11 protein-coding genes are annotated in these 12,197 nt (G+C 45.4%); 6 read left to right on the top strand and 5 right to left on the bottom strand.

The features are described from left to right. Positions 1-70 precede the first annotated feature (70 nt). Positions 71-1,405 carry an NADP-specific glutamate dehydrogenase gene (gene gdhA / locus NE671_RS03830; protein ID WP_021650707.1) on the top strand — a complete coding sequence of 445 codons (1,335 nt, stop codon included), beginning with the start codon at positions 71-73 and terminating at the stop codon, positions 1,403-1,405. Positions 1,406-1,596: 191 nt separating this feature from the next. Here gdhA and nrdR read toward each other — a convergent pair whose 3' ends face one another. Further along, positions 1,597-2,043, bottom strand: a complete 447-nt coding sequence (gene nrdR, locus NE671_RS03825) for a transcriptional regulator NrdR (protein WP_256163692.1) — start codon at positions 2,041-2,043, stop codon at positions 1,597-1,599. A 138-nt stretch (positions 2,044-2,181) separates the two neighbouring features. Between nrdR and NE671_RS03820 the strand changes: the two genes are divergently transcribed. Together NE671_RS03820 and sigG are read left to right on the top strand one after the other, a co-directional pair. After that, positions 2,182-2,436 carry a YlmC/YmxH family sporulation protein gene (locus NE671_RS03820; RefSeq protein ID WP_015524424.1) on the top strand — a complete coding sequence of 85 codons (255 nt, stop codon included), beginning with the start codon at positions 2,182-2,184 and terminating at the stop codon, positions 2,434-2,436. A 113-nt stretch (positions 2,437-2,549) separates the two neighbouring features. Then, entirely contained in the window at positions 2,550-3,329 is a 780-nt protein-coding gene (sigG, locus tag NE671_RS03815) for an RNA polymerase sporulation sigma factor SigG (protein WP_015524423.1), read from the top strand. A gap of 64 nt (positions 3,330-3,393) precedes the next feature. Here the strand turns inward: sigG and pap are convergent, their stop codons facing one another. After that, entirely contained in the window at positions 3,394-4,866 is a 1,473-nt protein-coding gene (gene pap / locus NE671_RS03810; RefSeq protein ID WP_129974468.1) for a polyphosphate:AMP phosphotransferase, read from the bottom strand. 270 nt (positions 4,867-5,136) lie between these two features. On the opposite strand from pap, the gene NE671_RS03805 reads away from it, so the two are divergent. Next, positions 5,137-5,505 carry a hypothetical protein gene (locus NE671_RS03805; RefSeq protein ID WP_015524421.1) on the top strand — a complete coding sequence of 123 codons (369 nt, stop codon included), beginning with the start codon at positions 5,137-5,139 and terminating at the stop codon, positions 5,503-5,505. Positions 5,506-5,525: 20 nt separating this feature from the next. On the opposite strand, the gene NE671_RS03800 is transcribed toward NE671_RS03805, so the two are convergent. Continuing rightward, positions 5,526-6,707, bottom strand: a complete 1,182-nt coding sequence (locus NE671_RS03800; protein ID WP_173723194.1) for an ATP-binding protein — start codon at positions 6,705-6,707, stop codon at positions 5,526-5,528. Positions 6,708-6,921: 214 nt separating this feature from the next. On the opposite strand from NE671_RS03800, the gene NE671_RS03795 reads away from it, so the two are divergent. Both NE671_RS03795 and eutJ read left to right on the top strand, forming a co-directional pair. Next, on the top strand, positions 6,922-9,054 hold the full coding sequence (locus NE671_RS03795) for a glycogen debranching protein (RefSeq protein WP_256163691.1): 2,133 nt from the start codon (positions 6,922-6,924) through the stop codon (positions 9,052-9,054). Between the two features lie 59 nt (positions 9,055-9,113). After that, positions 9,114-9,938 carry an ethanolamine utilization protein EutJ gene (eutJ, locus tag NE671_RS03790; RefSeq protein WP_059085472.1) on the top strand — a complete coding sequence of 275 codons (825 nt, stop codon included), beginning with the start codon at positions 9,114-9,116 and terminating at the stop codon, positions 9,936-9,938. Here the strand turns inward: eutJ and rlmD are convergent. Together rlmD and NE671_RS03780 are read right to left on the bottom strand one after the other, a co-directional pair. After that, the gene (gene rlmD / locus NE671_RS03785) at positions 9,935-11,107 is read right to left on the bottom strand and encodes a 23S rRNA (uracil(1939)-C(5))-methyltransferase RlmD (protein WP_059085471.1); all 1,173 of its coding nucleotides are present in this window, start codon (positions 11,105-11,107) and stop codon (positions 9,935-9,937) included. The two genes, eutJ and rlmD, sit on opposite strands and share 4 nt — an antisense overlap. Positions 11,108-11,209: 102 nt before the next feature. Beyond that, entirely contained in the window at positions 11,210-12,055 is an 846-nt protein-coding gene (locus NE671_RS03780; RefSeq protein ID WP_114001745.1) for a class II fructose-bisphosphate aldolase, read from the bottom strand. Between the last annotated feature and the right edge of the window lie 142 nt (positions 12,056-12,197).

The following is a 12,197-nucleotide window of genomic DNA, read 5'->3' as shown; positions in this document are numbered from 1 at the left end:
ATGTTAATGTATAATAGCACTCGAATTTAGTTTTCAACGCAATTTAATATGTGATGAGGAGGAAACAACAATGTCTTACACAGAAGAAGTTTATGAAAGAGTTGTAGCACAGAATCCTGGCGAGCCAGAATTCCATCAGGCAGTTAAGGAAGTTCTCGATTCCCTTAAAGTCGTAATTGACAAAAATGAGGAAGAGTATCGTAAACTTTCTATCCTTGAGCGTCTTGTAGAGCCAGAGAGGATCATCTCCTTCAAAGTACCGTGGATCGATGATAACGGAACTGTACAGGTTAACAAGGGATATCGTGTTCAGTTCAACAGCGCCATCGGACCATACAAAGGCGGCTTAAGATTCCATCCTTCTGTAAATCAGGGTATCCTGAAATTCCTTGGTTTTGAGCAGACCTTTAAAAACTCTCTTACAGGCCTTCCGATCGGCGGTGGAAAAGGTGGCTCCAACTTCGATCCTAAGGGTAAATCTGACAGAGAGGTTATGGCATTCTGCCAGAGCTTTATGACAGAGCTTTGCAAATATATCGGCGCAGATACAGATGTTCCGGCTGGTGACATCGGTGTCGGCGGACGTGAGATCGGTTATCTCTTCGGACAGTATAAGAGAATCCGTGGCCTTTATGAGGGTGTCCTTACAGGAAAGGGTCTTTCCTTCGGAGGTTCCCTGATCCGTACAGAGGCTACCGGTTACGGTGTTGTATACATGCTCAACGAGATCGCCAAAGCTCACAATGATTCCGTAGAAGGAAAAACAATCGTTGTAACAGGTTCCGGTAATGTAGCTATTTACGCTGTTGAGAAAGCTACTCAGCTTGGTGCCAAGGTTGTTGCAATGAACGACTCCAACGGATATGTCTACGATCCGAACGGAATCAACCTTGACGTCGTAAAGGATATCAAAGAAGTAAAACGTGGACGTATCAAAGAATATGCAGACCGTGTTGAGGGTGCTACCTACACTGAGGGACTTGGCATCTGGAATATCAAATGTGATATCTACCTTCCATGTGCTACTCAGAACGAGCTTGGTCTTGACGGAGCTAAAACACTGGTTGCAAATGGCTGCAAATACGTCGTTGAAGGTGCAAACATGCCTACTACTCTTGATGCAACAACATACCTTCAGGAGAACGGTGTTCTCTTCATGCCTGGTAAAGCCGCAAACGCTGGCGGTGTTGCCACATCTGCACTTGAGATGAGCCAGAACTCCATGAGACTTTCCTGGACAAGAGAAGAGGTTGATGAGAAACTCCACCACATCATGATCGATATCTTCCACAAAGCTGATGACGCTGCTAAACGTTACGGTATGGAAGACAACTATGTTGTAGGTGCAAACATCGCCGGCTTCGAAAAAGTTGTTGACGCTATGAAAGCTCAGGGTATTGTTTAATTAAGTTTCCTGAATCATTAATGTATATTTATAGCAGGGACCGCAGAGGATTTTTCCCAGGCGGTTCCTGTTTTTTTGTATCCACTTTTACGATCTCTGAAAAATCAAACATTCATGTTTCAAAAAAGGCCGGTTGTCTTTTGACAATCGGCCTGAAATCTCCTGCATTTGCGGTCTATTCATTTAATCTCTTAATTGATCAGCTTCTTCAGCTCATCCATAAAGGTACTGACATCTTTAAACTCTCTGTATACAGACGCAAATCGTACATACGCCACCGCATCCAGATCCTTCAGATGCTCCATAACGATCTCTCCGATCTTGGTACTGCTGATCTCACGGTCTTCTGACCGGAAAATATCTCCTTCTATGGAATCGATCATCTCTTCCACTCTCTCAATGGGAATGGGGCGCTTATAGCAGGCACGAAGAACACCATCCTGGATCTTGGAACGTTTATAGCTTTCCCGGTTCTGATCCTTCTTGATCACAGTCAGCGGAATCGTTTCCACCTTCTCATAAGTTGTAAAACGCTTTCCGCAGGCATCACAGAGACGGCGGCGGATGGAATTGGTATCCTCTACAGGTCTGGAATCTACAACTCTTGTATTATCCTGGTTACAGAACGGACATCTCACAGAACTCTCCCCCTTTCCGGATCAGTAAATCATTACTAAATTTGTTTTTATTATAAAATAAATGCACATAATGTGTCAATAATCGGACTTGCATAAATTTTACAGATTTTCCATAAAATCATACCAGGTGATGAATTTATGCGCATCTGTGAGCTGAAACAAAAAGAAGTGATCAATATCCATACCTGCCGCAGTCTTGGCTGCCCTCTTGATGTGGAATTCTGCTGTGAAACCGCACGTCTGAAAGCCCTGATCATGCCGGAACCGGGAAAATTTTGCTGGTGTTTTTCCAAAGAAAATGAATATTCCATTCCATGGGACTGCATCCGCCAGATCGGCGAAGATATCATCCTTGTTGATTTCCGTAATGAAAAACTGCTGTCCGGAGAATAAATACCTCCTTATTGTCAAGGCCCTTTATTTTTTATATTTTCCCTGAAAAAGTATATTTCAACCGCCCTCTGAGAATCATCTTAATGTACTGACAAGACAAGGAGGATTCTAAGATGGCACTGAATAAAGTTGAAATCTGCGGAGTAAATACCTCAACCCTTCCCGTTCTCGATCAGGAAGAAAAGGCGGAGCTCTTTAAAAGAATCAAAGCTGGCGATGAAGAAGCCAGGGAATTGTACATCAAAGGCAATCTGCGGCTTGTTTTAAGCGTGATCCGGCGTTTTCAGAACAGCAGTGAAAATCCGGATGACCTTTTTCAGATCGGCTGCATCGGCCTGATCAAAGCGATCGATAATTTCGACACCACTCTTCAGGTAAAATTTTCCACCTATGCAGTTCCCATGATCATCGGAGAGATCCGAAGATATCTCCGTGATAACAACAGCATACGGGTCAGCCGTTCTCTGCGGGATATCGCTTACAAAACCATCTATACCCGGGAAAACTATATGCGGCAGCATCTCAAAGAGCCTACCATTGCAGAAATCGCTGATGAGATCGGTATCGACAAGGAAATGATCGTCTATGCCATGGATGCGATCCAGAGCCCGGTAAGCCTTTTTGAGCCCGTGTATTCCGAAGGCGGAGATACCCTATATGTTATGGATCAGATCAGTGATAAAAAGAACCTGGAAGAAAACTGGGTGGAGGATATTTCTCTTCGAGATGCCATGAACCGGCTTGGAGAGCGTGAACGTCACATTATCGATCTCCGCTTCTACGAGGGAAAAACCCAAATGGAGGTAGCTGATGAGATTGGTATCTCCCAGGCTCAGGTCAGCCGACTGGAAAAACATGCTCTTCGCAGTATGCGAAACTATCTCCGGAATTGATTCATCTCTCTTCAGACAAAAAGCTGCAGCAGAATATCTGTTATCCTGCCGCAGCTTTTATCTCTTATTTCAGCGCTTTCTCAATTTCTTCGATCACGATCCGAAGCGCCTTCAGCCTTGCATATTTCTTATCTACGGATTCCAGAATGTGCCATGGTGCATAAGCAGTGCTGGTTTTCTGAAGCATCTCATCTACTGCTGTTTCATACTGATCCCATTTTTCACGGTTTCTCCAGTCCTCATCCGTGATCTTCCACTGTTTTTCCGGATTGCTCTGGCGGTCGTTGAACCTGGCAAGCTGGGTGTCCTTATCAATGTGGACCCAGAATTTCACGATCACAGCGCCCCAGTCAGAAAGCTCCTTCTCAAATTCATTGATCTCATTGTAGGCACGTCTCCAGTCATTCTCGCTGCAGAAGCCCTCCAGACGTTCTACCATCACTCTTCCGTACCACGTCCGGTCAAAGATGGCAATGTGACCATCCTTGGGAAGCCTTGTCCAGAAACGCCACAGATAATGACGGGCTTTTTCATGAGGCTCCGGACTTGCGATAGGATGTACCTCAAATCCACGGGGATCAAGAGCCTCCGTGATCCTCTTGATATTTCCTCCCTTTCCGGCAGCATCCCAGCCTTCATAGGTGATGATCACAGGCACTCTTTTTCGGTAAAGACGGTTATGCAGGCTTCCAAGCTTTGCCTGCAGTTCCTTAAGCTCTGCCTTGTATTCTTCATCCCCCACTTCTTTTCCATCCAGAGGAATCTCGCTTAATCTGGGCATCTCCACCAGAGGAAAAACATTCTGCAGGATCGGCACGGCATGTTTGCTGTTTTCCATGGCAACCTCTATATTGCTGATCATGGTTTCCAGCACCTGCAGTTCTGCCCACTTCCGGTCACCGGCATCGACAATATACCATGGAGCCGCAGATGTATTGGTATCCTGCATATACTGGTCAAAAATCTTTCTGCACTTCTTATAATGATCATTCTGCCAGAGATCATATTCATTGACTCTCCATCTGGTATCCTTGCTTTCCAGAAGAATGCCCATACGTTTTTCTTGTTCTTTCCGGTCGATCTGCATAAAAAATTTCAGGAGCACATATCCATTATCCGTCAGCTGACGTTCAAATCTCCGGATACTGTCAATCCGTTTTACATAATTGTCACCCTTCAGCTTTTTATCCATACGTTCACGACAGGTCTGGTCCATCCATCCTGAATCCAGAAATGTAAACTTGCCCGCTTCCGGGATTTCCCTGAAATATCGGTAAAGAAATGGTTTCCGAAGGTCTTCCTCTGTAGGCGCTGACATAGTCGCAACTTTGAAGAAACGAGGATCGATATTCTTGATCACCTTGCTTATGGTACTTCCTTTTCCGGAAGCTCCCCAGCCTTCAAACAACACGATCACCGGAATCTTATGCTCTTTCAGAGCCATCTGCAATTCATATAATCTGGTTCTTGCAGCGCTTAAACGCACTTTGATATCCTCTTTTTCCGGAATCTGTTCCGGGTTCCAGTTTTTCAACATCTGCATCGTCCTTCCTTGAATTTTTTGAATATTCATATTATACCACAGAAGATCTTATTTTACGATAATTTTTACATAATTTTAACCTTTAATCCTCACAAAAGCAAACAAATTGCACAACAAAAATCATTCATAAGCATCGAAAATCTTTTTAACCTCTTGACATTTTTGTCGCCGCTTCATACAATAGACGCTGATTGTTATTTTTTTAACTTCATAAAAAAGCAGTGCCTGAAAACTGTTGAAATAATAAAGATCAAGGAGCCGATCATGAAACTCACAGAAAAACTTCTGCAGAAAATGGAACAGAAAAAAGAACTCTATGGCGATGGCATCATCATGCCGGACGGGGATTACCGTCTGATCCAGGATGGACACTTAAAAACTCTCATGTCCCTTCTTCCATATACAGAAAACGAAATCTGGAAAATGATCCCCGATGATGATTCCGCACTTTTCTGGCTGGTAGAAAAAACAAGCTGCGTACTGACCGATGTCAATTCCACGATCGGAATGAAGATGACCCCCGCACAGCAGAAAACCTACGAAGCACTTTCCAGTCGCGGGATCATCTCTGATGAATATTATGATCTTACCAAACAGCGGGAAAAAGTAAAAGCTGCCCGGGCTAACGCCTGAGCAGCTTTTATTTATATCTGTCAGTCCTCATACCCTTCCAGAAAAGAATGTTTCACTCCATCTTTTTTGTATGCGATAACTGTATGAAGATTAACATTTTCCACACTTCGGAAAATATTACTTTCTACATGTGGATTTACCTTCTTAAGTTCTGCGATCAGATTCTTGATCTCCATTCTCTTGGAAACACTGGTACCATCTGTACGACAGGTAGTACAGGTATCGGTAAATTTACATGCACACTGGATAAAATGAAGGTCATTATAATCTCTCCAGTGTTTGATATCTGCCTCCCGGATCAGATACATAGGACGGATCAGCTGCATTCCCTCAAAATTTGTACTATGGAGCTTCGGCATCATAGTCTGTACCTGCGCTCCGTAAAGCATTCCCATCAGGATCGTCTCGATCACATCATCATAGTGATGTCCAAGAGCGATCTTGTTGCAGCCAAGCTCCTTTGCCTTGCTGTAAAGATAGCCCCTTCTCATACGGGCACAGAGATAGCATGGGGATTTTTCTATATTATAAACCGCATCGAAGATCTCAGTCTCAAACACTGTGATCGGAATCCCGAGAAGCCTGGCATTGTGCTCGATCACCGCACGGTTTGCCTCATTATATCCCGGATCCATCACAAGAAACACCAGTTCAAAGGGAAACTTGTTATGACGCTTCAGTTCCTGGAACAGTTTGGCCATCAGCATAGAATCCTTACCACCGGAAATACAGACTGCTATCTTATCTCCCGGCTTCACCAGCTCATAATCGTTGATTCCCCTAGCAAATCTGGAAAACAGCTGCTTATGGAACTTTTTGCGGATACTCAGCTCGATATCCTTCCGCCGCTGTTCCATTGCATCATTTTCCTCTTCTTCACTGTCCTCTTTACCGGATTCTTTCTGCATCTGCTGAAAAAGCCATCCTGTATATCCACCTTTCAGGCTCAGTGCGGGAATTCCTTTTTCCCGGAGCATCTCTGCACCCTCCTGGCTGAAAAGCCCTCTTGTACAGTAAAGGACCGGTATCTTATCCCCCCTCAGTTCTTCTGCCCGCTCTTCCAGTTCCTGTTCCGGAACAGAGATTGCTCCCGGGATCATTCCATATTCTACAGTTACTTTATCACGGGTATCTATCAGAAGATATTTCCCCCGTTCTTTCTCTATCTGGTCAAAAGAAATCTCCAGTGTTTCTTCATTCATACTGCTATTATTCCTTTCCTTACATTTTCAAAGTTTCTGGTTCATATTGTAAGCCTTCCCGTCAAAAACCTCAAGAAGATTTTCCCGAAGGTTCCCGCGTTATTAGAATGCTGCTGTTCACTTTGTTCTCAACAACCCAGCCTGTACTTTTTTCTGAAAATCAGTTATAATATTTTTGTTTGTAAAAAAATTTTCACCAAGGAGGATACCGGAAATGAAAACACAGAATCAGACTATGCTCTCTGAGAATACACTGACATCCCGGCCCACAGATATTATTGCGGGATTTCCTGTACGTCCCGGGTTTTTTGAATTAAATGGCGCTACTCCTCTTTCCAACGGAGTCAACTTTACCGCACATACCCGCCACGGTACATCCTGCGAGCTTCTTCTTTTCCACTCCGGAGAAGAGGAACCCTTCGCAGTCCTTCCTTTTCCCAATGCCTGTCGTATCGGTGATGTCTACTCCATGATCGTCATGGGACTGGACATCGAAGATCTGGAGTACGGCTACCGCATTGACGGTCCTTACGAACCGGAAAAGGGTCACATCTTCGATAAGACAAAGGTTCTTCTTGATCCTTATGCCAAAGCCGTTGCCGGTCAGCGTAAATGGGGCCAGCAAAAGATCGGAAGCTATCATGCCCGTGTGGTACGTGATTCCTTTGACTGGGAAGACATGCCGCAGTCCACCCGTAAGATCAGTGACCTGATCATCTATGAGCTTCACGTCCGCGGCTTTACACAGGATTCTTCTTCCGGTGTTATGCACCCGGGAACCTTTGCCGGTCTTCGTGAAAAGATCCCTTATCTCAAGGAACTGGGGATCAACGCCGTAGAGCTGATGCCGATCTTCGAGTTCGACGAGAATATGAATGCCCGTACTGTAAATGGCAAACGGCTTCTGGAATACTGGGGATACAATTCTGTCAACTTCTTTTCTCCAAACACCAGCTATGCTTCCAAGCCGGAGCATAACTGTGAGGGAACTGAGCTGAAAGAGCTGATCCGTGAGCTCCACGAAAATGGCATCGAAGTAATTCTTGATGTTGTATTCAATCATACCGCCGAAGGAAACGAGCTGGGAAAAACCTTCTGCTTTAAGGGCTTTGACAATAAGGTTTATTATATGCTGACTCCAGAGGGAAATTACTACAATTTCAGCGGATGTGGAAATACTCTGAACTGTAACCATCCCATTGTACGTCAGATGATCCTTGAATGCTTACGTTACTGGACCATCAACTACCGTGTAGACGGCTTCCGCTTCGATCTTGCCAGCATTCTCGGACGCCATGAGGACGGTTCTCCACTTAACAATCCGCCCCTTCTGGAGCTTCTCGCTTACGATCCGGTCCTTAGAAATGTCAAACTGATCGCAGAAGCCTGGGATGCCGGCGGGCTGTATCAGGTTGGTTCTTTCCCTGCCAGCCGCAGATGGGCTGAATGGAATGGCCGTTACCGTGACTGCCTCCGTTCCTTCCTGAAGGGAGATTTCTGGAATGCTTGGGACGCTGCATGGAGTATTTCCGGTTCCGGTGATCTGTACGGAGGCTTTTATTCTGATCATAATGACAATTATGCAGGATACAATTCCTGTGTCAATTTCCTTACCTGCCACGATGGCTTCACCATGTATGATCTTTATTCCTACAATGAAAAACACAACGAAGCAAACGGCTGGAATAACACCGACGGTTCCAACGATAACCGCAGCTGGAACTGTGGAGAAGAGGGCGATTCCACCAACCCCGAAGTGCTCTCCCTCCGCTTCCGCATGATACGAAATGCCTGTGCTGTACTGATGTCCAGCCGCGGAACCCCGATGTTCCTTGCAGGTGATGAATTCGGAAACACAAAACACGGAAATAACAATACCTACTGTCAGGATAACGAAACCTCATGGATCAACTGGAAGCTTCTGGAGAAAAATCACGATCTTTTTGAATTTTTCAAATTTATGATCCGGTTCCGTAAAGACCACCCTGTTATCTCCCGGAAGCTTCCCAACGCAGTATGCGGTATGGAAAATATCCACACTCATAACATTGACGCAAGGGATGTGACCATTCCAAGAGATGCCCACACCTTCGCTGTAAGCTTTGCAGGCTATGATAAGAGCAAAGGCACTGATGACCTGATCTACATTGTGATCAACGCATACTGGGAGGACGTAACGGTCACACTTCCGGAGCTTGCCCGTCCCGGTGCATGGTATCTCTGTGTCAACACGTTCGGTGACGGAAATGGCCGTTATTTCTACGAAAAAGGCCAGGAGCCACGCATTGAACACGATTTCTGCATGCGGCCCAGATCCGTTGCCATCTTTACCGACCGCAATTATTAGAATTTATATCAGGGGCAAAATTCTTTTTGTCCCCGTCTGAAAGAAATGGAGTATTTTGAATGGAATTAAAAAACAGAACTTTGTCCAATTTTGCAGAACTTGTAGAAACAGGTGAATGTAAAAAATTCCGCGGTCGTCTGAAGACAGGCATCGACCTTGGTACTGCCAATACCGTTCTTGCCGTTGTCGACCGGAATAACCGTCCCATAGCCGGAATTTCCGCACCATCCCATGCGATCCAGGATGGAGTGATCGTCAATTACTATGAATCTGTCCAGCTTGTGACAAAGCTTAAAAATGAGCTGGAGGAAAGGCTTGGCACAGAACTTATTTACGGTGCTGCTGCCATCCCTCCAGGAGTTTCTGAGGGCAGTGTCAAAAGCATCGGCTATGTTCTGGAGGGTGCCGGTTTCGAGGTTACAAATATCGTGGACGAGCCTACTGCCGCAGCTGCTGTCCTTAAGATCACAGACGGTGCTGTTGTGGATGTGGGTGGCGGCACAACCGGTATCAGCATCCTGAAAGACGGAAAAGTTATCTACACCGATGATGAGGCTACTGGCGGCAGCCATATGACCATGACAGTCGCCGGTCACTATAAGATCCCTTATGAGGAAGCCGAAGTATTGAAAACTACTCCGGAAAAAGAAGACGAAATTTTCCCTGTGATCAAGGCCACTGTAGAAAAAATGGCTGTGATCACCGAGAAATTTCTAAAGGGCTATCAGGTTCCGGCTGTTTATGTAGTTGGCGGTTCTTCCATGTTTAAGGAATTTACTACCGTTTTTGAAAAGAGGCTGAAGCTTCCGGTATACCGTCCGGTCCATCCGCTTCTTGTCACGCCCCTTGGCATCGCATATCACTGTGAGCTGCCAAAAATCTAAGCTCTTCCCGGTCTGGTCCTACGATTCTCCAGAAGGCAAACAACCTCCACTGAATCGGTGAGCGGGAACATATCAACCGGCTGCATCTTCTTTACCAGGTAATCTCTCTTAGTAAGGCAGGCAAGATCTCTTGCTAGGGTTTCCGGGTTGCAGGATACATAAACAATTTTTTCCGGTGAAAGAGTCAAAAGGGAGTGAAGGAATTTACGGTCACTTCCGGAACGTGGCGGATCCATGAGAACAACCTCCACCTTCTCTCCCTCTGCTGCCATTCCTTCCATAAACCATCCTGCATCTCCCGGAACAAAACGAACATTACGGATCTTGTTTTCCCTGGCATTCATTCTGGCATCACGGATAGCATCACGGTTCAGTTCTACACCAATGACATCCCTGGCATTCCCGGAAGCGATGATCCCGATAGTACCTGTGCCGCAGTAAGCATCGATCACCCTCTCTTTTCCTGTCATTGCCGCAAACTCCATAGCCTTTCCGTAAAGTACTTCTGTCTGCACAGGATTTACCTGATAAAAAGAAGATGGAGAAATACGGAAGGTCAGTCCCATAAGTCGATCTTTGATGAATCCCGGTCCGTAAAGTACGATATTGCGGTCTCCAAGTACCATGCTTGTCTGTCTGTCATTGACATTGAGAACCACCGTAGTGATCTCCGGATGCTCTTTACGGAGAGCTTTTACAAAGTTATTCTTAGATGGAAATATTGGAGAAACCGTAACTAATACCACCATGATCTCTCCTGTGGAAAAGCCTCTCCGCACAAGCACATGGCGGAGAAGTCCATATCCTGTATCCTCATCATAGGTCTTGATCTTAAAGGATTTCAGCATACCACGTATGGTACGGATGATCTCCTGACTTTTTTTATCTTCGATCATACAGTCATCTACGGAAACGATCCTATGACTCTTCTCCTCATAAATCCCGGAAATTACGTTTCCCTTCCGGTCACGGCCAAAAGCTGCATGAACTTTGTTTCTGTAATAATAGGGATCTTCCATTCCAATGATCGGCTCTACTTTTCCGAATTTTTTCAGAAGGCCTTCTGTAATTCTCTGTTTCCTGCGAAGCTGCTCCTGATAGGATACACCCTGATAACGGCAACCGCCGCATTTCTTCGCAACTGAACAGACAGTCTCTTTCTGTTCCATTTTTATCTCTCCTCTTTTATGGGCACAAAAAAGATGTTCCCAGTTATTTTCACTGAGAACATCTTATCAGACCTTTTCTTTTTTTACAAGAAAATCCTTGGCCTACTCCTGATATGGCTCATTAAATACAAGAATATGTTTCTTCACATTCTCGTAAGTACCCTGGACCATAGCCTCATTGAGGTCAAAGAAATTATGCTTGTCTGTTGATTCCATATATTTCTCCACATGAGCTGTCAGGCTGTTAAAGCTTGCTGTGGCAATATTCACCTTACGGATGCCAAGAGAGATCGCCTTCTGGAAATCTTTATCGGTGATGCCACTGCCGCCATGAAGAACCAGCGGAATATCCACTTTCTCATGGATCTTCTCCAATACATCAAAAGCAAGCGTCGGCGCTACCGGATAATTACCATGGGCATTCCCGATGGCAACTGCAAGCGCATCAATACCTGTCTCTCTTGCGTAAACGACCGCATCATCCGGATCTGTGCAGCGGATACCGTGGTCACAGCTTCCATCCTCACTTCCGCCCACAAGTCCAAGCTCAGCCTCAACTGTAGCACCGTATTTACGTGCTTTCTCCACAACGGCCTTTACTCTGGCGATGTTTTCCTCAAAAGGAAGCGTAGAAGCATCCAGCATAACCGATGTAAAGCCAAGCTCCAGAGCCTTGTCAACCGTCTCAAAAGTAAGACCATGATCCAGATGGACAGCCACATCCACCTTAGCCTCCTTTGCAGCCTGTACCATCATCGGTCCCATCAGGTGAAGCGGAGAATTTTTCAAACGCACCTCCGCGATCTGAAGGATGATCGGAGTATCCAGTTCTTCTGCTGCGCGGATCGCACCTCTTACCATTTCCATATTACCAACACTGAAAGCACCGCAGCCAATATTTTTCTCTTCGGCACGTCTCAGCAGATCTTTCATTTTCACAAGTGCCATGATTCGGCCCTCCTGTCCTGTTTATCGTACACTGTTTGCATCTTACAGAAAAAAGCGGTGTCAAAGCACTACTGGCTGATACCGCTTTTTCTATGCAAAGCGGACATCTTTATTCCGCTTAACTGTACATCAGCATGCACCT

Source organism: Blautia sp. DFI.9.10, assembly GCF_024461705.1.
Classification (GTDB): Bacteria; Bacillota; Clostridia; order Lachnospirales; family Lachnospiraceae; genus Blautia_A; species Blautia_A fusiformis.
This window is presented reverse-complemented; position numbering and strand designations above follow the sequence as displayed.

What these genes read in the sequence shown, in the direction of transcription:
- gdhA (WP_021650707.1), top strand. Translation starts at nt 71, where the DNA reads ATGTCTTACACAGAAGAAGTTTATGAAAGAGTTGTAGCACAGAATCCT.
- NE671_RS03820 (WP_015524424.1), top strand. Translation starts at nt 2,182, where the DNA reads ATGCGCATCTGTGAGCTGAAACAAAAAGAAGTGATCAATATCCATACC.
- sigG (WP_015524423.1), top strand. Translation starts at nt 2,550, where the DNA reads ATGGCACTGAATAAAGTTGAAATCTGCGGAGTAAATACCTCAACCCTT.
- pap (WP_129974468.1), bottom strand. Translation starts at nt 4,866, where the DNA reads ATGTTGAAAAACTGGAACCCGGAACAGATTCCGGAAAAAGAGGATATC.
- NE671_RS03805 (WP_015524421.1), top strand. Translation starts at nt 5,137, where the DNA reads ATGAAACTCACAGAAAAACTTCTGCAGAAAATGGAACAGAAAAAAGAA.
- NE671_RS03800 (WP_173723194.1), bottom strand. Translation starts at nt 6,707, where the DNA reads ATGAATGAAGAAACACTGGAGATTTCTTTTGACCAGATAGAGAAAGAA.
- NE671_RS03795 (WP_256163691.1), top strand. Translation starts at nt 6,922, where the DNA reads ATGAAAACACAGAATCAGACTATGCTCTCTGAGAATACACTGACATCC.
- eutJ (WP_059085472.1), top strand. Translation starts at nt 9,114, where the DNA reads ATGGAATTAAAAAACAGAACTTTGTCCAATTTTGCAGAACTTGTAGAA.
- rlmD (WP_059085471.1), bottom strand. Translation starts at nt 11,107, where the DNA reads ATGGAACAGAAAGAGACTGTCTGTTCAGTTGCGAAGAAATGCGGCGGT.
- NE671_RS03780 (WP_114001745.1), bottom strand. Translation starts at nt 12,055, where the DNA reads ATGGCACTTGTGAAAATGAAAGATCTGCTGAGACGTGCCGAAGAGAAA.